19 protein-coding genes are annotated in these 20550 nt (G+C 55.3%); 17 read left to right on the top strand and 2 right to left on the bottom strand.

Annotation, left to right across the window (positions count from 1 at the left end; all coding sequences use genetic code 11):
* Positions 1–83 precede the first annotated feature (83 nt).
* A complete protein-coding gene (gene mscL / locus H7F11_RS00250) occupies positions 84–539 on the top strand; it encodes a large conductance mechanosensitive channel protein MscL (RefSeq protein ID WP_024893199.1) in 456 nt (151 codons plus the stop codon).
* A 102-nt stretch (positions 540–641) separates the two neighbouring features.
* Complete coding sequence (gene rmuC, locus H7F11_RS00245; RefSeq protein WP_193650363.1) at positions 642–2141, top strand: DNA recombination protein RmuC; 1500 nt, start codon at positions 642–644, stop codon at positions 2139–2141.
* Here the strand turns inward: rmuC and ispH are convergent.
* Positions 2138–3112, bottom strand: a complete 975-nt coding sequence (gene ispH, locus H7F11_RS00240; protein WP_029316446.1) for a 4-hydroxy-3-methylbut-2-enyl diphosphate reductase — start codon at positions 3110–3112, stop codon at positions 2138–2140. The two genes, rmuC and ispH, sit on opposite strands and share 4 nt — an antisense overlap.
* Positions 3113–3313: 201 nt before the next feature.
* On the opposite strand from ispH, the gene ppk2 reads away from it, so the two are divergent.
* The 3 genes from ppk2 to H7F11_RS00225 all read left to right on the top strand — a co-directional run bounded on the left by ppk2 (position 3314) and on the right by H7F11_RS00225 (position 7086).
* Entirely contained in the window at positions 3314–4492 is a 1179-nt protein-coding gene (gene ppk2, locus H7F11_RS00235) for a polyphosphate kinase 2 (protein ID WP_142088016.1), read from the top strand.
* A gap of 24 nt (positions 4493–4516) precedes the next feature.
* Entirely contained in the window at positions 4517–5998 is a 1482-nt protein-coding gene (locus tag H7F11_RS00230; protein ID WP_010642483.1) for an MFS transporter, read from the top strand.
* A 122-nt stretch (positions 5999–6120) separates the two neighbouring features.
* Entirely contained in the window at positions 6121–7086 is a 966-nt protein-coding gene (locus H7F11_RS00225) for a magnesium and cobalt transport protein CorA (protein WP_193650362.1), read from the top strand.
* A 3-nt stretch (positions 7087–7089) separates the two neighbouring features.
* Here the strand turns inward: H7F11_RS00225 and H7F11_RS00220 are convergent, their stop codons facing one another.
* Positions 7090–7818: a 16S rRNA (uracil(1498)-N(3))-methyltransferase gene (locus tag H7F11_RS00220; protein WP_193650437.1), complete on the bottom strand. Its 729-nt coding sequence runs from the start codon at positions 7816–7818 to the stop codon at positions 7090–7092.
* Positions 7819–7897: 79 nt separating this feature from the next.
* Between H7F11_RS00220 and H7F11_RS00215 the strand changes: the two genes are divergently transcribed.
* From H7F11_RS00215 to H7F11_RS00160, 12 genes are all read left to right on the top strand, one after another.
* Entirely contained in the window at positions 7898–8731 is an 834-nt protein-coding gene (locus tag H7F11_RS00215) for an inositol monophosphatase family protein (RefSeq protein ID WP_193650361.1), read from the top strand.
* Between the two features lie 58 nt (positions 8732–8789).
* Positions 8790–9734, top strand: coding sequence for a class II fructose-bisphosphatase (glpX, locus tag H7F11_RS00210; protein ID WP_193650360.1), 945 nt, complete (start codon positions 8790–8792; stop codon positions 9732–9734).
* Positions 9735–9761: 27 nt separating this feature from the next.
* Complete coding sequence (tkt, locus tag H7F11_RS00205) at positions 9762–11759, top strand: transketolase (RefSeq protein WP_193650359.1); 1998 nt, start codon at positions 9762–9764, stop codon at positions 11757–11759.
* 30 nt (positions 11760–11789) lie between these two features.
* Complete coding sequence (gene gap / locus H7F11_RS00200) at positions 11790–12797, top strand: type I glyceraldehyde-3-phosphate dehydrogenase (protein ID WP_193650358.1); 1008 nt, start codon at positions 11790–11792, stop codon at positions 12795–12797.
* A 27-nt stretch (positions 12798–12824) separates the two neighbouring features.
* Entirely contained in the window at positions 12825–14030 is a 1206-nt protein-coding gene (locus tag H7F11_RS00195; RefSeq protein ID WP_193650357.1) for a phosphoglycerate kinase, read from the top strand.
* Entirely contained in the window at positions 14027–15466 is a 1440-nt protein-coding gene (pyk, locus tag H7F11_RS00190) for a pyruvate kinase (RefSeq protein WP_193650356.1), read from the top strand. Before H7F11_RS00195 ends, pyk begins: the two co-directional genes overlap by 4 nt.
* Positions 15467–15572: 106 nt before the next feature.
* Positions 15573–16643 carry a class II fructose-bisphosphate aldolase gene (gene fba, locus H7F11_RS00185; protein ID WP_010642497.1) on the top strand — a complete coding sequence of 357 codons (1071 nt, stop codon included), beginning with the start codon at positions 15573–15575 and terminating at the stop codon, positions 16641–16643.
* A 63-nt stretch (positions 16644–16706) separates the two neighbouring features.
* Positions 16707–17369, top strand: a complete 663-nt coding sequence (rpe, locus tag H7F11_RS00180) for a ribulose-phosphate 3-epimerase (protein WP_193650355.1) — start codon at positions 16707–16709, stop codon at positions 17367–17369.
* Entirely contained in the window at positions 17370–18056 is a 687-nt protein-coding gene (locus H7F11_RS00175) for a phosphoglycolate phosphatase (RefSeq protein ID WP_193650354.1), read from the top strand.
* Between the two features lie 105 nt (positions 18057–18161).
* On the top strand, positions 18162–19682 hold the full coding sequence (gene trpE / locus H7F11_RS00170) for an anthranilate synthase component I (RefSeq protein WP_193650353.1): 1521 nt from the start codon (positions 18162–18164) through the stop codon (positions 19680–19682).
* Between the two features lie 153 nt (positions 19683–19835).
* A complete protein-coding gene (locus H7F11_RS00165; protein WP_193650352.1) occupies positions 19836–20093 on the top strand; it encodes an AbrB/MazE/SpoVT family DNA-binding domain-containing protein in 258 nt (85 codons plus the stop codon).
* A complete protein-coding gene (locus H7F11_RS00160; RefSeq protein ID WP_193650351.1) occupies positions 20080–20499 on the top strand; it encodes a type II toxin-antitoxin system VapC family toxin in 420 nt (139 codons plus the stop codon). The genes H7F11_RS00165 and H7F11_RS00160 overlap by 14 nt, the downstream gene beginning before the upstream one ends.
* The last annotated feature ends 51 nt before the right edge of the window (positions 20500–20550 follow it).

The raw sequence follows: 20550 nt of genomic DNA, 5'->3' as shown, positions 1-20550 counted from the left end.
AGCAGGATAAAAACCAGTAGAAAATACTTATATTACAATTAACTATAAGATTTACCCACCCACAACTCAATAAGGGAGAAACCATGTTCCAGGATTTCATAAGAGACTTCAAAACATTTCTGCAGCGTGGAAATGTGATTGATCTGGCCGTCGCTTTTGTTATTGGTACGGCTTTTTCTGCCATAGTCACCGCTTTGGTAGGAGACATCATCATGCCGCCCATTGGCCTGTTGCTCGACAAGGTCGATTTTTCCAACTTGTACGTCATTCTGAAAGAAGGCAGCACTCCCGGGCCTTACCTGACCCTCGCAGCGGCAAAAAAAGCAGGTGCAGTCACCCTCAATTATGGCCTGTTCATCATGTCACTGATCAGCTTTTTCATCATTGCTCTGGTCATATTTTCCATTGTCCGCGTCATCAACAAACTCTACCCCAAGCCTGCTGCACCGGTTTCCACCAAAAGCTGCCCCTATTGCTTTTCCTCCATCCCCCTGGCGGCTACACGCTGCCCCAGTTGTACCTCCCAACTGGAATCCTGATCAGGTGATTACTTTGGCGAAGCCCGCTCACTGAGAGTCCCTTCGCCTTTACTGCGTACTTGCCGTATGCTCCTGACACTTTATGTGCATGGGACGGGTCATATGATCTGGGAGCTTTTTCTGGTTTTCCTGGTCGGGCTGCTGCTCGGCCTGGGTATTCTGTTTTTTTTGAGTCGGCAAAACTTAGGTCGGCAGCAGGACGAGGCAGCAGCTGTCCAGGCACGTCAGGAACAAGTCATCAGCGAACTGCGTGCCCATATTCAGGCGCAACAATCCGAGCTGCTGAAACAAAATGAAAGCCGGGTCCGGGCAGAGACGGAAAACCAGCAGATTCCCTTGCTGAATGAAGCACTCAAAAATTCACATGATGAAATCAATCAGTTACAGCATAATCTCAATCAGATACGCGGTCAGCAGGCAGAACTGCAGGAACGCCTGGAACAGGAGCGCTTGCGCAGTAATGAGAAACTGACTTTGCTGGAAGAAGCCCGGCAGCGCCTCACTGAAACTTTTCAGTCCCTCTCTGCCGATGCCCTGCGCCGCAATAATCAATCTTTTCTGGATCTCGCCAGGGAAAACCTCGAACGCTTTCAGGAAAATGCCAAAACTGACTGGGATGGCCGCCAGAAAGCCGTGGGACAACTCATCGAGCCCATTCGTGAATCCATGGAAAAAGTGGGCCAGCGCATGGATGCCATGGAAAAAACGCGCATTGATGCTTATGGCGCTTTAAATGAACAACTGCGTGGCCTCGTTCAGGACCATCTGCCCCGCCTGCATCAGGAAACAGCAGCTTTGGTAAAGGCACTGCGCCAACCTGCCGCGCGCGGACGCTGGGGCGAAATGCAGCTCAAACGCGTCGTGGAAATGGCAGGAATGCTGGCCTACTGTGATTTTGCTGAACAGGAAAGCGTGCAGACGGAAACCGGGCAGCAACGCCCCGATCTGGTTGTCCGATTGCCCGGAGGCAAACGCCTGATTGTAGATGCCAAGGCGCCCCTTAACGCTTACCTGGAAGCCATGGAAAGCGAGGACGAGCAAAAACGTCAGCAGTTCCTGCTCAAACATGCCCAGGAACTGCGCACGCACATGACCCAACTCGGCAAAAAGTCCTATTGGGAACAATTTCAGCCCACCCCTGAATTCGTGGTGCTTTTTGTCCCCGGAGAAGTATTTTTCAGCGCGGCGCTCCAGGCCGATCCTGCGCTGATTGAATTTGGCGTCGAACAAAAGGTCATTGTTGCCAGCCCAACTACGCTCATTGCCCTGCTGCGCGCGGTTTCTTACGGATGGCGGCAGGAGTCTCTGGCAGAAAATGCCAGAGCCATCAGCGAGCTTGGCAAAGAACTTTATGATCGTCTTCATACGCTTGCCGGACACTGGAGCAGGGTAGGGAAAAATCTGGGACAGGCCGTTGATGCCTATAACAAGGCCACCGGCTCACTGGAAGGTCGTGTTCTCAGTTCTGCCAGAAAGTTCCGGGACCTCAAGGCGATAGCAGACAACAAGGAATTATCTGTCTCGGAGCCGGTAGAACTCAATCCGCGTCAATTACAGGCAGACGAACTGATCGGCGAAAAGCTGCCTGACTCCAGCGATTAGGCGGAGTCCCCGGTCACCTGCCCGGCATCCTGCCGACGGGATTGTGCCTGCACGAGCGCCAGAGGCAAGCTGAAAATGACCTTTTCTTCAACCCCCGCCGTTTCCTGCGGCGCTGTAGCACCCCATTCCTGTAACTGGTCGATAATACCTTTCACCAGACTTTCCGGTGCCGACGCACCGGCACTAATCCCGATTTTGCCGACATCAGCAAACCATTCCCGACGCAATTGGCTCGAATCTTCAATCAGATGCGTTGGGGTATCCAGCCTTCCGCCCAGCTCGGCCAGACGACTGGAGTTGGAACTGTTGGGCGCACCGACCACCAGCAAAATATCTACCTCGGGAGCCAGGGTTTTGACGGCATCCTGACGATTTTGCGTGGCATAACAAATGTCATCTTTTTTGGGGCCCTGAATATGGGGAAAACGCGCACGCAAGGCCTGAATCACCTCGGCAGTATCATCCATACTCAGGGTGGTCTGGGTAATATAAGCCAGCTTTTCCGGGTTGCGCGGGGTCAGGCTGGCCACATCAGTCACATTGGAGACCAGATACATCATTCCTTCTTCCACCTGCCCCATGGTGCCTTCCACTTCCGGATGCCCGGCATGACCAATCAGCACCATTTCCATCCCGTCCCGACTGTATTTCTTGACCTCCATATGGACCTTGGTGACCAACGGGCAAGTCGCGTCAAATACGCTCAGCCCCCGGGCAGCCGCATGCTGACGTACCGCAATGGGTACCCCATGGGCACTGAAAATCACCGTTGCCGCATCGGGAACTTCGTCCAGTTCCTCCACAAAAACCGCCCCACGGGCACGCAGGTCCTCGACGACATGGCGGTTATGCACGACTTCATGCCGCACATAAATCGGTGCCCCGAAAAGCTCCAGGGCGCGGTCCACAATTTGAATGGCACGATTGACCCCGGCACAAAAACCGCGCGGATTGGCTAACAGAATTTCCATATTGAAGTTCTCTAAACGATTTAAGGGAATGGTCCATCCTGCCGCAGGCGCTGTCAACCCAGGCGGCACCGTCTGACCAAGGCTCAAATTCATCTCACCGGAATTTCATCCGGGCCGAAAAAACTCAAACGATTGTCATAAAAGCGTCATATTCGCCTGATATTATCCTTTTGCAATTCCAATCACTTATCAGGAGTCATCATGCCAGAAAGCTCCAAACCCACCCAAAATCTGCACGAGCAACCGCTTTCCCCAGACAGCAGCGTGCATAGCCTCACCAGCTCGGGAGATGTTGCCCCGGATTTAAGTCCTGAAGGCATTCGTGATTTCGTCATTCATGAGGCCGTAGAAGCAGCCCAGGCTCAGCAAAGTGCCATCGTCACCGACTATGTCAACAGCCATCCCCAGGCCGTCCAGTCTCTGGATGACGCCATTCAGGTGATTCATTCGGATGTCAGCCCGGAAGACCTGGAGCATCTGCATGAAAGTGGAGCCATCCATCCGCGCAAGCACGTCGCCAACACGGATGATGCCCTCAATGACGACTGGCGTACCGGCGGTTATCCCTACAAGTTCCGGATGACCCGCCGGGACTATGAACACGATAAATATGGCCTGCAGGTAGAACTGCTCAAGTTACAGGCCTGGGTAAAATCCAGCGGACAGAAAGTTGTCGTCATCTTTGAAGGGCGGGATGCGGCAGGCAAGGGTGGCACCATCAAGCGCTTCATGGAACATCTCAATCCACGTGGCGCCAGAGTGGTTGCGCTGGATAAACCCTCTGAAAGAGAAAAGGGACAGTGGTACTTCCAACGTTATGTGGAACAACTGCCTACTGCTGGTGAAATGGTATTTTTCGATCGCTCCTGGTACAACCGCGCGGGCGTCGAGCGGGTCATGGGTTTCTGCAATGAAGCTGATTATCAGGAATTCATGCGCCAGGTTCCGGAATTTGAGCGACACCTGATTTACAGCGGCATCTATCTGGTCAAGTTCTGGTTTTCGGTGACCCGTGACGAGCAGCACCGGCGTTTTGAAGAACGCAAAGTGCATCCCCTCAAGCAATGGAAGCTATCTCCCATGGATCTCGCCTCCCTGGATCGTTGGGAAGATTATACCCGCGCCAAGGAAACCATGTTTTTTCATACAGATACAGCTTATGCGCCGTGGACGGTGGTCAAGTCCAATGACAAAAAAAGGGCTCGACTGAATGCCTTGCGGCACCTGCTCCAGGTCATTCCCTACGACAATAAGGACCTCCATGCCATTGGTCCCGTCGACGGACTGGTGGTAAGCCGCGCCCACGTCATGTACGGCGAGACCAATTCTCAGGAACTCAATCCCTTTAATGGCAACCATTCACCGGAATCCGCTGGCTAAATCCACTCCAAGGAGCACCTGACCGTGAGCACAGAAAAAATTCACACCCCGCCTTCGGGGAAAAGTATCCAGCAATATATTGACGAAACTCCTGTCTGGTCCGATGGCACGTCCCTCAAGGGAACCCCCATGACGGCCATGCAGTGGCGCATCTGGAGCCTTGCCGTGGCCGGCAAGTTTTTTGAGGGCCTGGTGATTTTCATGACGGGTATTGCCTTACCCCTCATCGTCCGGGACTTTACCCTGCAGGCAGCCCAAAAAGGGGTAGTCACTGCCGTAGCACTTTTCGGTATCCTGATTGGCGCCACCATGCTGGGCGGATTGTCCGACATATTCGGACGTAAACGCATGTTTATTGCCGAAATGGTGATTTTTGTAGTGTTTCTCATCGGACTCACCCTGAGCCCCAGTTATCTCTGGATGGTAATCTGCCTCTTCGGGATTGGGCTGGCCCTGGGTTGTGACTACCCCACCGCCCATCTGGTCATTTCTGAAGCGGTTCCCAGCAAGGGACGCGGCGGCCTGGTGCTTGGCGCCTTTGCCTTTCAGGCGGTAGGTGCAATTGTCGGTGCCGGCTTGGGCATTATCATTCTCGATGTTTATCCCGAAGTGGATGCCTGGCGCTGGATGTACGCGGCAGCGGTTATCCCGGCCATTCTGGTGATTGTCGGCCGGTTTTTTATCACCGACAGCCCCCACTGGCTGGCCAGCAAGGGGCGTATGGAAGAAGCGGAAAAGGAAACCCGCCGCCTGCTCAAGCGGGTTCCCCAATACCCCAAGGAAGTGGTCCTCAACAGGGAGCACGCCCATCACCACCAGAAAGTCAGTCCTGCTGTGCTTTTCAACAACAAAAACCGGCGCGCCACTTTCCTCGCCGCCATCCCCTGGTTCATTCAGGATTTAGGTACTTACGGTATCGGTATTTTTACCCCGATCATTCTGGCCACTACTCTGGGTGCATCCAGGGATGTACATAGCGTTGCTGACCTGGCACAAAACGTGATGCTCTCTGCCAAGGGAACAGCCCTGCTCGATGTGCTGTTGATTCTGGGGGTACTTGCTGCCATTTTCTTCGTGGAAGGGACCGGCCGCATCAAGTTGCAGATCATCGGCTTTATCGGCTGTGCAGTCGGTCTGGGTCTGGCCGCCATTTCTCTGAATCTGCCCGATGGGGACAAAACCATTCTGCTTTTTGCCGGATTCATGCTTTTCAACTTCATGACCAATCTCGGCCCCAACGCCCAGACCTACCTGCTGGCCGGTGAAGTGTTTCCGACCTCCATTCGCGGCTATGGTGCCGGCTTTGCGGCTTCTTTCGCCAAAATTGGGGCGGTCATGACGGCCTTTTTGTTCCCCATCCTGCTCCACACCATTGGTACCCAAACCCTGTTGATCATTCTGGTGGGCACGTCAATACTGGGGGCCGTATTGACTTGGGTTTTCCGGGTCGAAACCCGTGGTAGCCTCGAAAAAATTGAAGAGGCGCGCGTGCAACCCCAGGTCTGAGGGTTTTGCTTATGGGTCCGCGCAGCTTGCGGGCCTGTTTTTCCGCCGGAAATGGCTGTTAGCGTTTCCGGCGGAACCGTTTATGAGGTAAACGACCACAACTTCCGCAAAGGAGTAAATATATGCTGGTCAACTGTGTGGTATATAACGATGGACATAAAGTTGCAGACAGCACACTGGAGGACGTTCCTCAGTACTTGCTGCAAGCCGGTAACTTTGTCTGGGTTGCCCTGCAGGATGCGACGGAACCGGAACTGCGCATTCTGCAAAAGCAGTTCAATTTGCATGAACTGGCCGTGGAAGATGTATTTAATGGCTTGCAAAGGCCTAAGGTGGAAGAGTACGACGAACATCTTTTCGTCATACTTCAGGCTCCGGCCTACCACGGCAAAGATCTGCATATGGGGCAGATCAATATTTTTGTCGGCAGCAATTTTGTGCTTTCCGTCCGTCAGGAGTGTGAGCAAACCCTGCTGGGCGTCCGTGCCCGGGCCGAACGCGAACCGCATCTGCTCAAATATGGCTCTGCTTATGTGCTTTATGCCCTGTCTGACGCCATTGTCGACCTGTTTTTCCCGGTCGTAGATATGCTGGATGATGAACTGGAACAACTGGAAACCGTGATGTTTCACAATCAGGATGCGCGCCAGAACATGGAGCGTCTATATGATTTCAAATACAAAAGCAATGTGTTACGCCATGCATTACTGCCTCTGGCAGACGGCTTCAGCAAACTGTTTGGCGGACGGGTCCCCGCCCAGATAGATGGTGCAGAAAACTACTTCCGGGATGTTCATGATCACATCATGTTGCTCAACAGCCAACTGGATACCATCCGCGACACCATTTCCACCGCCATTCAGGTCAATCTTTCCCTGATTGCCATCGACCACGGCGAGGTCAATAAAAAACTGGCAGGATGGGGTGCCATTCTGGTGCTGATTACCATTTTTACGGGCATCTGGGGCATGAACTTTGAGTACATGCCGGAATTGCACTGGAAGTTCGGATACCCCATGGCCCTGACCGTCATGGCCGGCTCCTCCTACTACCTTTACCGTCGCTTCAAGAAAGCCGGCTGGATCTAGTTTTCAGAGATCCCCCCACAACGCCTGCAACACCGCGACCGCTGCAACTGCAGCGGTTTCCGCCCGCAGAATGCGTGGCCCCATACCCACCTTTTGAAAACCATGCGCACTTGCCGCTGCCAGCTCAGAACTGCTCAGCCCACCTTCGGGCCCGCTTAACAGCGTCACTTCCGGCTCGGGGTGAGGCAGTTCACGCATTTTCGCATTCTCCGGCGCAGGGTCCAGAACCAGACCCCGACCCCGGCACAGGGACCAGGCATCACTCAGCGCCATGGGCGGCAGCACCTTCGGAATGCTCGTCGCGCCACTCTGCTCACAGGCCGCGATCACCATATCCTGCCAACGCTGGAGGCGTTTTTCGCCGCGCGTTTCTTTCATCTGTACCACGGCATGCTGGCACGCCACTGGCTGAATCGTCTGCACGCCCAGTTCTACGGCTTTTTGCAGGCTCCAGTCCCAACGTTCCCCGCGCATCAAGGGCAACCACAGATGAATCATGAGCGGAGAACGTGTTTGCCGCACAAAACGCCCGCTGATCAGGATTTCGGCGCGATTACCGGAAATGCCTTTCAATGTGCCAGCATAGACGCAACCATCCCCATTGAAGAGGGTCACATCCTGAGCAATGCGCGCACGCAGCACTTTCAATAAATGATGGCTGGGCTCCGTGGGCAAAAGAAAAGCGCCGCTTTCGGGCAATTCGGAATCAGCGTATAAATGAATGCGCGGCATCACTGTAGACTTTCAGCAAGAAATAACCCGCATATCATCGCAGCGCCGTAGTAGTGGGTCAAAATTCACGGAGACGGGCATGTCCAGAATCAACCAAATCGACCAGCAATGGGTGGGGAAATTGCTGCGTACCAGTGCCGAGCGTTTTGTTCTGCCGCGTTTTCATACCGTAGTCAGCAGTCGCAAGCCTGACGGCAGTATCGTCACCAGCGCCGACATAGACAGCCAGAATTTTCTTCAGGATATGCTGGCCGCCCGCTATCCCGATATTCCCTTGCTGGGTGAAGAGATGCCCCGCGCAGAACAACAATCCCTTCTGGAAAACAGTGATGCACTCTGGTGCCTGGACCCTCTGGACGGCACCAGTAATTTTGCCGCCGGGGTGCCGGTTTTTGGCGTCTCTCTGGCCCTTCTGGAAAAGGGGCATTCGGTTATGGGCTGGATTTATGATCCGGTACGCGCTGAACTTTTTTCTGCCGTACAGGGTAAAGGGGCTAAAATTGACGGCACATTGCTCCAGACTCGCGAAGCGCCAACGCTGAAACACTGCGTAGGGGTGGTGGACTACAAACGACTGGATCGAAATCTGGCCCTGCGCATCATTGATGAACGCCCCTTTCATAGCCAACGTAATTTCGGTTCATCCGTATTGGAATGGTGCTGGCTGGCGGCGGGTCGCTACCATTTTTATTTGCATGGTGCCCAGCAACTCTGGGATCGCGCCGCAGGCGCATTGATTCTCCAGGAAGCCGGAGGTCAAATTTCCCAGTTCAATGGTCAAGCTCTTCAGGAAAAAGACCTGAAGCCACGCTCCGTTCTGGCCACACTGGATCCGAATTTGCACCAGACCTGGCGAAACTGGCTGGAGCATGCCGCCGATAAGGCCTCCGAGTTCCCAAACGCGGTCCTTTGATTTATGCTAAAACGAATTATGTCTTCTATCTAATTCCGCCACTGAAGGGAACAAGCTTATGTCATCCGTAGGTAGTCTTGCGCTGTCTCTACTCCCCGTTACCGAATCCGCCGCCCGCGCTGCCAGCGACTGGATTGGGCGAGGCGAAAAAGAACTGGGAGATGGGGCCGCTGTGGATGCCATGCGCGCTGCCATTGCTCAAGTCCCCATGCGCGGCGTGGTCATCATCGGCGAAGGCGAAAAAGACGAAGCGCCCATGCTCTACAACGGTGAGCAGGTCGGATCGGGCACGGGTCCGGAAGTGGAAATCGCCGTGGATCCCGTCGAAGGCACCACTTTTTTAGCCCAGGGCATGCCCGGTTCCATTTGTGTACTGGCTGCAGCCCCCAAAGGCAGCATGTTCCAGCCCGGCCCCGCCTATTACATGGACAAGTTGATTGTTCCCGCCCCGGCACGCGGCAAAATTGATCCCGAAGCACCCATGAAAGCCAAACTGCAGGCACTGGCCAAATCTCTCGGCAAAGATGTCAAAGAATTGCGCATTTTCCTTCTGAAAAAGCCTCGTCATGACGCCATGATCCGGGAAATTCAGGCTGCAGGCGCGACGGTTCGCCTGCAGACAGACGGTGACGTCAGTGGTGGCATCATGGCAGCCCTGGGTACCAAAGTGGACGCGATGATGGGCATAGGCGGCACACCCGAAGGCGTCATCTCGGCCTGCGCCGCCCGTGCCATGGGCGCAGATATGTTTGGCTGCCTGGCCCCGCAAAAACCCGGCGAAGCCGAAGCGATTGCCGAAGCAGGCCTGAAAGTAGGCCAATGGCTGAGCCGTGATGAACTGGTTTCCAGTGACGACGTGCTTTTCGTCGCGACTGGCCTGACTTCCGGCGACATTCTTGATGGCGTTACCCGTTCCCACTACTTTGTAGAGAGCGAAACCCTGGTCATTTCCGGTCACGACGGTATTTTACGTCGGGTCCGCACCCACCAGCGCGCCGACTGACATTTTCATTTATCCAAGGAGTGAGTTATGACTGTAACCCGTACTGATCTGGCCAATGCCATTCGCGTTCTGGCCATGGATGCCGTCGAAAAAGCGAACTCCGGCCATCCCGGAATGCCCATGGGCATGGCGGACATTGCCGAAGTCTTGTGGAATGATTTTCTGGTGCACAACCCGGCCAATCCGCATTGGGCCGGACGTGACCGCTTCATTCTTTCCAACGGCCACGGTTCGATGTTGCAGTATGCGCTCCTCCACCTGAGCGGTTACGATTTGTCTATTGATGATCTCCAGCAATTCCGTCAGTGGCACAGCAAAACCCCCGGCCATCCCGAATATCGCGATGCGCCCGGCGTCGAGACTACCACAGGCCCCTTGGGTCAGGGCGTTGCCAACGGAGTGGGTATGGCCCTGGCGGAACGTATGCTGGCTGCCCAGTTCAACCGCCCCGACCATGAAATCGTCAGCAACTACACTTATGTGTTTCTCGGCGACGGCTGCCTCATGGAAGGGGTTTCCCATGAAGCCTGCTCTTTGGCCGGGGTCTGGGGTCTGAACAAGCTTGTCTGTTTTTACGATGACAATAATATCTCCATTGATGGTCATGTGGATGACTGGTTCGGGGACGATACCCCGGCGCGTTTTGAAGCCTACGGCTGGCATGTCGTTCGTCATGTGGATGGTCATGATCCTGAAGCCATCAAAAAGGCCATTGCTCAGGCCCACAAACAGACCACCAAGCCGACGCTGATTTGCTGCAAGACCGTCATTGGTCATGGCTCACCCAACAAAGCCGGCACCCACGATGTACATGGAGCCGCGCTGGGCGCTGAAGAAGTCGCCCTGACGCGCAAGAATCTCGGCTGGAGTGGTGCACCCTTTGAAATTCCGGAAGCGGTTTACCACGGCTTTAACGCCAAGGCCAAGGGTGAAAAAGCGGAGAGCGACTGGAAGGAAAAGTTTGCCAGATACAAGGCCAACTTCCCCCAGGAAGCAGCCGAATTTGAACGGCGTCTGAGCGGTGAAGCCAGCCCCGAATTTGACGCCGCCATTGCCCGGATGATCAGTGAGTTCCGCAAGGAAAATCCGAAAATTGCGACCCGTGTTGCCTCGGGTAAAACCATTCAGGGTATTGCTGCCTCCCTACCCGAGTTTCTCGGTGGCTCCGCCGATTTGACGCCTTCCAACAATACCCGCTGGAAAGAAGCCATCGACATCGGCAAGCACCGTTTGATGGGTAACTACATTCACTACGGTGTGCGTGAATTTGGCATGTCGGCCATCATGAACGGTGTGTCCCTGTATGGCGGCTTCCTGCCCTTTGGTGGCACCTTCCTGATTTTCTCGGATTACAGCCGCAACGCGATTCGCATGTCAGCCCTGATGGGTATTCGCGTCGTCTATGTCATGACTCATGATTCCATTGGGCTGGGTGAAGATGGCCCCACCCATCAGCCGGTCGAGCAGGTCAACAGCTTGCGGCTGATCCCCAACCTCAACGTCTGGCGCCCTGCGGACGCCGTGGAAACAACCATTGCCTGGGAATCTTCCGTCAAGCTCCAGCGTACGCCTTCCCTGCTCGCGCTCAGCCGTCAGAACCTGCCGGCACTGCCCCATACGGATGAAACCGTAGCCAATGCCCGTCGTGGTGGCTATGTCATCAAGGATGCCGAGGGTGGTAAGGCGCAAGGCATTTTGATTGCTACTGGTTCTGAAGTTGAACTGGCCCTGGCGGCCCAGGCGAAACTGGCTGAACAGGGTCACGCCGTTCGCGTGGTTTCCATGCCTTGTATGGACATCTTCGCCGCTCAGGATGCCGCCTATCAGGAAAGCGTTTTGCCTGCCAGCATCAGCAAGCGGGTCGCCATTGAAGCAGGCACCACGGGACTCTGGTACAAATACGTCGGATTGCACGGAGCCGTCGTCGGTATTGATCATTTCGGGGCTTCCGCTCCGGCACCGATGCTCTTCGCCAAATTCGGCTTCACTGTGGACAACGTTGTTGCTCAGTTCCAGTCGCTTTGAATTCATTTGCAATTTTGAGGAGTAAATATAATGACCATTCGCGTAGGTATTAATGGTTTCGGCCGTATCGGCCGCATGGCTTTTCGCGCCATCGCCAAGGAAGCAGAGTTCAACAACATTGAAGTCGTTGCCATCAATGACCTGCTTGAGCCTGCCTATCTGGCCTACATGCTGCAGTATGATTCAGTTCATGGCCGCTTTCAGGGTGAAGTCAAGGTTGAGGGCAATGATCTCGTCGTCAACGGCAAGAGCATCCGCCTGACCGCCGAACGCGATCCTGCCAATCTCAAGTGGGGCGATGTAAACGTAGATGTAGTCATTGAGTCTACCGGCTTTTTCCTGACGGGCGAGACCTGTCAGAAGCATCTGGATGCCGGCGCCAAAAAAGTGGTGCAGTCTGCGCCCTCCAAGGATGACACCCCGATGTTTGTTTACGGGGTAAATCACAGCAAATATGCCGGTGAAAAAATCGTATCAGCAGCTTCCTGCACCACCAACTGCCTGGCGCCCATCGCCAAGGTGCTGAATGATCACTTCGGCATCAAACGCGGCCTGATGAGTACAGTGCATGCTACTACCGCGACCCAGAAAACCGTTGATGGTCCTTCTTCCAAGGACTGGCGCGGTGGCCGTGGCATTCTCGAAAACATCATCCCTTCTTCCACGGGTGCTGCCAAGGCCGTGGGCAAGGTGATTCCGGAGTTGAACAAAAAACTGACCGGCATGTCTTTCCGGGTGCCCACTTCTGACGTCTCGGTGGTTGACCTCACCGCCGAGCTGAACAAGGAAACCAGCTACGAAGAAATCTGCAAGGCCATGAAAGCCGCCAGTGAAGGTCCGCTCAAAGGCGTTCTCGGCTACACGGAAGCCTCAGTAGTTTCCACCGACTTCCGTGGCTATCCGACCCCGTCCATTTTTGACGCTGGCGCCGGTCTGCAACTGGATCCGACTTTCGTCAAAGTAGTGTCCTGGTATGACAATGAATATGGTTATACCTGCAACATGATGCGCTTCGTCAAGCACGTCGCCAGTCACTGATGATCACTGCAAACTGGAGATGCCATCATGCAAGTTCTGACCTTTGAAGACCTGTGCAAACGTGGCCTTGCACAAGGCAAACGGGTTTTTATCCGCGCTGATCTCAATGTTCCCCTGAGTAAGGAAGGGGCAATTGCCGACGACACCCGGGTACGGGCTTCTGCACCTGCGGTCCAAATGGCTCTGGATGCCGGTGCCGGCGTCATGATCACCTCGCACCTGGGTCGCCCCACGGAAGGAGAATTCAAACCCGAAGACTCTCTGGCACCGGTGGCCAAGCGACTTTCCGAGTTGCTCGGTCGTCCAGTGCGTCTGCAGGCGGACTGGGTGGACGGAGGCTTTGAAGTCAAGCCCGGTGATGTGGTTATGCTCGAAAACTGCCGCATCAACAAGGGCGAAAAGAAAGATGACGATGCTTTGGCGCAGAAATACGGAAAACTCTGCGACATTTTCGTCAATGACGCTTTTGGTACCGCCCATCGCGCCGAAGCCAGTACCCATGGTATTGCCAGGTATGCACCGACTGCCTGTGCCGGTCCCCTGCTGGTGGGTGAACTGGATGCGCTCGGCAAGGCCCTGCAGAATCCCAAACGACCATTGGTCGCCATTGTTGCGGGATCAAAAGTATCCACCAAACTCACCATTCTCAAATCACTGGCCGATAAGGTAGATCAGCTGGTGGTAGGCGGTGGTATTGCCAATACCTTCATTCTTGCCGAAGGCCATGGAGTGGGTAAGTCGCTCTGCGAGGCCGATCTGGTTCCCGAGGCAAAAGCCATTATTGCCGGCGCCAAAACCAAGGGTGGCGCAGTTCCCCTGCCTACGGACGTGGTCGTTGCCAAGGAATTTTCGGCCACGGCACCGGCTCGGACCTGTGCGGTGGCCGACATTGCCGAAGATGACATGGTTCTGGATATCGGACCTGATACCGCCAGGGCGTTGGGCGAGATTCTCAGAAAAGCGGGGACCATCGTCTGGAACGGCCCGGTAGGCGTCTTTGAGTTTGAAAATTTTGCGGGTGGAACCAGGGCCATTGCCCAGGCTGTCGCCGAAAGCACGGCATTTTCCATTGCCGGTGGTGGCGATACCATCGCGGCCATCAACCAGTTCCACATTGAAGACAAAGTTTCTTACATCAGTACCGGTGGTGGTGCCTTTCTGGAATTTCTGGAAGGCAAAAGCTTACCGGCCGTTGCCATACTTGAAGAACGTGCACGAGGTAACAACACTTGATACGCCGGACGAAAATCGTCGCAACCCTGGGCCCTGCAAGTTCTGATGTGCAGGTCATCGATCGTCTGATCGAGGCGGGCGTCGATGTCGTCCGCCTCAATTTTTCTCATGGGTCTCCCGAAGACCATGTGCAAAGAGCGGAAATGGTACGCGAGCGGGCACGGGCCCATGGTCGCGCCATTGGGGTCCTGGCCGATTTGCAGGGCCCGAAAATCCGCATCGGCAAATTTGCCGATGGCAAAATTCATCTGAAAGAAGGCGAACCCTTTATTCTGGATATTCACTGCAGCGTAGGAGATCAAACCCGGGTAGGGGTGACTTATCCGCAACTGATCAGCGATGTGGATCGTGGTGCCACACTGCTGCTCAATGATGGCATGATTGTGCTCTGGGTCGAGAAGGTTCAGGGTGGCGAAATTCATACCCGGGTAGTACAGGGTGGTGAATTGTCCAACAGCAAGGGGATCAACCGCGCCGGTGGTGGCCTGACCGCGCCGGCCCTGACCGATAAGGATCGGGCCGACATCATTACGGCCGCCCGACTGGAAGCTGATTATCTGGCAGTTTCCTTTCCACGCAGTGCGGCAGATATGGATGAAGCACGTCGCCTGTTCCGGGAAGCCGGAGGACATGGTGCCCTGGTTGCCAAAATCGAGCGCGCCGAAGCAGTCGATGCCATTGAAGAAATTTTGGCGGTATCCGAGGCCATCATGGTGGCCCGGGGAGATCTGGGGGTGGAAATTGGCGATGCGGCCGTTCCTACAGTGCAGAAGCGCATTATCGCTTTGGCCCAAAAACATAATCGCCTGAGTATCACCGCCACCCAAATGATGGAGTCCATGATTCATCAGCCCATACCCACGCGTGCCGAAGTTTCCGATGTGGCGAATGCGGTTCTGGATGGTACCGATGCGGTCATGTTGTCGGCAGAAACGGCGAGCGGCGCTTATCCCGTAGAGGCCGTGGCAGCGATGGACCGTACCTGCCGCGAAGTCGAACGACATGCCCCCAGCACCAACACCCTGCAGATTATTGATCGCCCGCTTGCCGGAGTGGATGAAACCATCGCAGCCGCCGCACTTCTGGCTACCCTGCGCTCATCAATTGCCGCCATTGCCGCCTTTACCGAAAGTGGCGCTACGGCATTGTGGTTATCGCGGGCTAATCCCAGAGTGCCCATTTATGCCTTGACGCCCCAGGTATATACCCGCCGTAAGGTGACTTTGTACCGGGGTGTTCATCCGGTGAATTTCCCCCAAAACCGTCATGATGATCCTGTGCAGGTAATGCGCGCGGCCGAAGATGAGCTGCGCCGTCGTGGTGCAGTGCGCGACGGCGACCTGATGTTGATTACCATTGGTGAGCCCATTGGCTCTCCGGGCGGAACCAATACCCTGAAACTGGTCCGTGTGGGAGATATCTCCCATCGCGGCTAGACAGAAACAGACGAACCGGACTGACGGGCGGCTTGCAGTTTGCCTATCCCGTCTATAGGATTGATTAAAAACCAACCATTTTTCATTCACGTTTAGGAGAAGTGCTATGGCCCTCGTTTCACTGCGCCAGCTATTGGATCACGCTGCAGAACACAGCTACGGAATCCCCGCATTTAATGTCAACAACCTGGAACAGGTTCGTGCCATCATGGAAGCCGCCGCTGCTGTGGATGCGCCGGTTATCCTGCAGGCATCTGCGGGTGCCCGCAAATATGCGGGTGAACCCTTCCTGCGCCACCTTATTTTGGCGGCCATTGAAGAATATCCCGATATTCCCGTCGTCCTCCATCAGGATCACGGTGCCAGCCCGGCCGTTTGTATTCAGGCCATCCGCTCCGGATTCTCCAGCGTCATGATGGACGGCTCCCTGATGGAAGATGCCAAAACCCCGGCCAGCTACGATTACAACACCGCCGTCACTGCCAAAGTGGTTGAAATGGCCCATGCTGTAGGCGTTTCTGTGGAAGGTGAACTGGGTTGTCTGGGATCCCTGGAAACCGGCATGGCTGGTGAAGAAGACGGCGTCGGCGCCGAAGGCTGCCTGACCCACGACCAGATGCTGACCGATCCGGAAGAAGCCGCCCAATTTGTGAAGGCCACCAAACTGGATGCCCTGGCTATCGCCATTGGTACCAGTCATGGCGCCTACAAGTTTACCCAGCCGCCAACCGGCAAGGTACTGCGTATTGACCGGATCAAGGAAATTCACGCCCGTATTCCCGATACCCACCTGGTCATGCATGGCTCCAGTTCCGTGCCCCAGGAATGGCTGAAAATCATCCACGAATTTGGTGGTGACATTGGCGAAACCTATGGCGTGCCCGTCGAAGAAATTCAGGAAGGCATCAAAAACGGGGTGCGCAAGGTCAATATCGACACCGACCTGCGTCTGGCTGCCACGGGTGCTGTGCGCCAGAGCCTTTACAAAAACCCGAAGAACTTCGATCCCCGCAAGTTCCTCACCGCTTCTCTGGATGCCATGCGCGACATCTGCCGTCAGCGTTTCGAAGCCTTCGGTACGGCTGGCAATGCCAGCAAGATCAAGGTCGTTCAGCTGGACGACATGTTCAAGCGTTACAAGAAAGGTGAACTGGATCCCCGCGTCACTGGTCTCTGAAGCGATTCCAGTATTTGCAAACGACGAGGGCGCACAGCGCTCTCGCCCTGTTTTGGAGGCCGTATGACACAATTCAAGATTTCACCCTCCATTCTCTCCGCTGACTTTGCCCGCCTGGGTGAAGAAGTGCGTGCAGTGGATGAAGCCGGCGCCGACTATATTCATATCGACGTCATGGACAACCATTTTGTACCCAACCTGACTATTGGACCGCTGGTCGCTGCGGCCATCAAACCCCATACCCAGAAGCCTCTGGATGTGCATTTGATGATTGCCCCGGTGGACGCCATCATTCCCGAGTTTGCCAAGGCCGGTGCCAACATCATCACCGTGCATCCGGAAGCCACCATTCATCTGGATCGCACCATTCAGTTGATCCACAGCCTCGGTTGCAAGGCTGGCGTATCCCTCAATCCCGGAACGCCCCTCGATGTGCTGGACTACGTCCTGGAAAACCTGGACCTGGTACTGGTCATGAGCGTCAACCCCGGTTTTGGCGGTCAGAGTTTCATTGACTACACCCTGCGCAAGATCGAAGCCATCCGCAAGCGCATAGACGCGACCGGCAAGCCTATTGAACTGGAAGTAGATGGTGGCGTTAAAGTCGATAACGTACGCCGGGTCGCCGATGCTGGTGCCGATGTATTTGTCGCCGGCAGCGCCATTTATAACACTCCAGACTATAAAGCTACCATTGCGGCTTTCCGCAAGGCACTGGCGGGTTAAATGACGGTGCAACTGAACGTCAGCGCACCCTTCACGGCGCGGGTGGTACTGCTGGATCTGGACGGTACGCTCATTGATACCGCTCCGGATCTGGCCGGAGCCGCCAACCATGCTCTCCACAAGCTCGGGCGTCAACCTGCCGGGATGCCGGTCATTCGCGGCTTCATCGGCAATGGCGTACGTGAACTGATGCGTCGGGCACTGAGTATTCAGCAGGAACCCAGCGAAACAGAACTGGACGCCGCCATGGTCGATTTCAGTCAGTACTACGGAGAGCATCTGCTGGATCACAGTCAGATTTATCCGGGCGTAAGCGATACCCTCAAAGCCCTTCAGGCGCAAGGCCGGGAGCTGGTCTGCATCACCAACAAGGCCAAGGCTTTTACCGAACCCCTGTTAAAACGTCTGGAGTTATATGACTTTTTTGGCCTGGTCCTGTCGGGTGACAGCCTTCCCAAAAAGAAGCCGGATCCATTGCAACTCCTGCATGCTGCCGCCCACTTTCATCAACCGGTAGGTGACTGTTTGTTGGTTGGGGATTCCTGCAATGATACCCAGGCAGCCCGCGCAGCAAATATGCCCATCGCCTGTGTAACCTATGGATATCATGGTGACGAACCCGTACACACGCTCAATCCCGATGCTGTACTGGACAATATGAGTGAATTATTGGATATTCTCGCCTGACACAGGAGCAACGGAAATCATGCGGAAATTGGAACGTGCGGGAAAACGATGGCGTCGCTGCTGAAAAGCAGTGCCCTTCTTTTCATCGTTCCAACGAGGTGATCCGTGATTTCTGAAGCCACTTTTGCTGCTCTGGCAAGCCAGGGCTATAACCGCATTCCCCTTTCCCGCGAGGTCATTGCCGACCTCGACACTCCCCTTTCCGCCTATCTGAAACTGGTGGATGGTCCCTATGCCTATCTGCTCGAATCCGTGCAGGGTGGAGAAAAATGGGGGCGCTACTCCATCATCGGACTCCCTGCCCGGCTGATCATCCGCGTGCATCACGGGTTGGTGACTGTCCACAATCAGGGTATCGAAACGGAACGCGCCCAGCCGCAGGACCCGCTCGAATGGATCAGCGCGTTTCGCGCGCGCTTTCGGGTCGCCCCCCTGGAAGACGCCATTGATGACCGCTTCAGTGGCGGGCTGGTCGGTTATTTCGGATACGATATTGTTCGCTATATTGAGCCGCGTCTGGCCCGTAACGCAACCCTGCCTGACCCTCTCGATCTGCCGGAAATCCAGTTGCTGGTGGCCGATGAGCTGCTGATTTTTGACAACTTGCGCGGAACCATCCGGCTTCTGGTTCATGTGGACCCCAGTCACAACAATGCCTATCACCAAGGCCTTCAGCGCCTGGATGCGCTTCAGAAGGGGCTGCGACAAAGCGCCATGCCGCCGCCCCCCCCCGTGCAAACCCGCAGGGTGAGGGAAGAAGACTTCACGGCCAGTTTCAGCCGTGAGGGATACATGGCCGCAGTGGATCACATCAAGGATTACATTGCTGCTGGCGACGTCATGCAAGTTGTGCCTTCGCAACGCCTGTCCACCGAACTGGGTGCCCATCCTCTGGACCTTTACCGGGCCCTGCGTGGCGTCAATCCTTCTCCCTACATGTTTTATGTAGATCTGGACGACACTTATCTGGTGGGCTCTTCGCCGGAAATTCTGGTCCGGGTGGAAGACCGGCAAGTCACGGTACGCCCCATTGCCGGAACCCGTCCCCGGGGCAAAAACCGGGCAGAAGATGAAGCTCTGGAAAAGGAGCTTCTGGCAGACCCCAAAGAACGTGCCGAACATCTCATGCTGATTGATCTGGCCCGCAATGATGTGGGCCGAATTGCCGAAGTCGGTTCGGTCACGCTGACAGATTCCTTTGGCATTGAACGCTACTCCCATGTCATGCACATTGTTTCCCAGGTCACGGGTCGGCTGCGCCCGGAGCTGGATGCCATGGATGCCCTGCGCGCCAGCTTTCCGGCGGGCACCGTATCGGGAGCGCCGAAAATTCGTGCCATGGAAATCATCCGGGAAATCGAACCGGTATCCCGGGCCGTATATGCCGGGGCCGTGGGCTACTGGGGCTGGAATGGCAACATGGATACCTGCATCGCCATCCGTACGGCCGTTATCAAAAACGGCACCCTGCATATTCAGGCCGGAGGGGGCATTGTGGCCGACTCCGAACCCGCAGCAGAGTGGGAAGAAACCATGAACAAGCGCCGCGCCATGTTCCGGGCTGTAGCACTGGCCGAAAACGGCCTCGACCCCGAAGGGAGGGCAGATCATGCTGCTCATGATTGATGACTGCAGACAAAGCTTTCTGAAGATCGAGCAAGCCAGGCCCAATCGCCAGATCATCCCAGTTACCGATGGATCTCCCCGGCATTTACATTCTGCTGCCGGAGGAATGCCTTGTGCTAAAATATTCTTACCAGGTAAGAGGAGAATGTTGTCATGTTAACAACCGTTTCCGATAAAGGCCAAGTTGTCATTCCGGTGGAAATCCGTCGCCGCCTGGGCATCACCCCCGGCTGTCAACTCGATTTCAGCCTGGAAGGTCATGTCATCCACGCCGAGGTGAAGCGCCAAGTCACTCCAACCACTGCCGAAGACGGCTTTGGCATGCTGGTTTGCACGCGGCCGGGAAAACGCCGTCTTGCCGATTTCGATGTCGCCCTCGCCATGCGTGAAAGCAAAGATGATCGCCCTTGATACCAACATTCTGGCACGTTTCTATGTGGCTGACCCGGCTGACCCTGAGGCAGCCAGACAGCGACCGATTGCCCACAGACTCCTGACCGAATCCCCCCAGGTGTTCGTACCCCTGACCGTAATCCTTGAGCTCGAATGGGTCTTGCGCGCCTTTTATGGCTTTGCGGACGAAGATTTCGTCAGGGTCGTCAAACATCTGCTTGGTCTGCCCAACGTCCATGTCGAAGAATGGTCGCGCATCGCCGATGCCTTGGCCTGGCACACAGAGGGGCTCGACTTCGCCGATGCCCTGCACTTGCTGGCCAGCAGCCATTGCACGGAATTCATAAGCTTCGATGACCGTCGATTTGCACGCCGCGCCAAACGCCTTGGTGTTGCACCTGCAGTCGTTGTACCTGCCTGGTAGCCGTCGCCAAAGAGGTTATGGAAGGGACATGATTCGCGAGTATTTTATGGT

Source organism: Acidithiobacillus sp. HP-2 (assembly GCF_015100155.1).
Classification (GTDB): domain Bacteria; phylum Pseudomonadota; class Gammaproteobacteria; order Acidithiobacillales; family Acidithiobacillaceae; genus Acidithiobacillus.
Note: the sequence above shows the minus strand (reverse complement) of the source record. Positions and strands in the feature narration are given on the sequence as shown.

What these genes read in the sequence shown, in the direction of transcription:
- H7F11_RS00195 (WP_193650357.1), top strand. Translation starts at nt 12,825, where the DNA reads ATGCAAGTTCTGACCTTTGAAGACCTGTGCAAACGTGGCCTTGCACAA.
- glpX (WP_193650360.1), top strand. Translation starts at nt 8,790, where the DNA reads ATGTCATCCGTAGGTAGTCTTGCGCTGTCTCTACTCCCCGTTACCGAA.
- ppk2 (WP_142088016.1), top strand. Translation starts at nt 3,314, where the DNA reads ATGCCAGAAAGCTCCAAACCCACCCAAAATCTGCACGAGCAACCGCTT.
- mscL (WP_024893199.1), top strand. Translation starts at nt 84, where the DNA reads ATGTTCCAGGATTTCATAAGAGACTTCAAAACATTTCTGCAGCGTGGA.
- fba (WP_010642497.1), top strand. Translation starts at nt 15,573, where the DNA reads ATGGCCCTCGTTTCACTGCGCCAGCTATTGGATCACGCTGCAGAACAC.
- H7F11_RS00160 (WP_193650351.1), top strand. Translation starts at nt 20,080, where the DNA reads ATGATCGCCCTTGATACCAACATTCTGGCACGTTTCTATGTGGCTGAC.
- H7F11_RS00165 (WP_193650352.1), top strand. Translation starts at nt 19,836, where the DNA reads ATGTTAACAACCGTTTCCGATAAAGGCCAAGTTGTCATTCCGGTGGAA.
- rpe (WP_193650355.1), top strand. Translation starts at nt 16,707, where the DNA reads ATGACACAATTCAAGATTTCACCCTCCATTCTCTCCGCTGACTTTGCC.
- H7F11_RS00220 (WP_193650437.1), bottom strand. Translation starts at nt 7,818, where the DNA reads ATGCCGCGCATTCATTTATACGCTGATTCCGAATTGCCCGAAAGCGGC.
- H7F11_RS00175 (WP_193650354.1), top strand. Translation starts at nt 17,370, where the DNA reads ATGACGGTGCAACTGAACGTCAGCGCACCCTTCACGGCGCGGGTGGTA.
- gap (WP_193650358.1), top strand. Translation starts at nt 11,790, where the DNA reads ATGACCATTCGCGTAGGTATTAATGGTTTCGGCCGTATCGGCCGCATG.
- H7F11_RS00225 (WP_193650362.1), top strand. Translation starts at nt 6,121, where the DNA reads ATGCTGGTCAACTGTGTGGTATATAACGATGGACATAAAGTTGCAGAC.
- rmuC (WP_193650363.1), top strand. Translation starts at nt 642, where the DNA reads ATGATCTGGGAGCTTTTTCTGGTTTTCCTGGTCGGGCTGCTGCTCGGC.
- tkt (WP_193650359.1), top strand. Translation starts at nt 9,762, where the DNA reads ATGACTGTAACCCGTACTGATCTGGCCAATGCCATTCGCGTTCTGGCC.
- H7F11_RS00215 (WP_193650361.1), top strand. Translation starts at nt 7,898, where the DNA reads ATGTCCAGAATCAACCAAATCGACCAGCAATGGGTGGGGAAATTGCTG.
- ispH (WP_029316446.1), bottom strand. Translation starts at nt 3,112, where the DNA reads ATGGAAATTCTGTTAGCCAATCCGCGCGGTTTTTGTGCCGGGGTCAAT.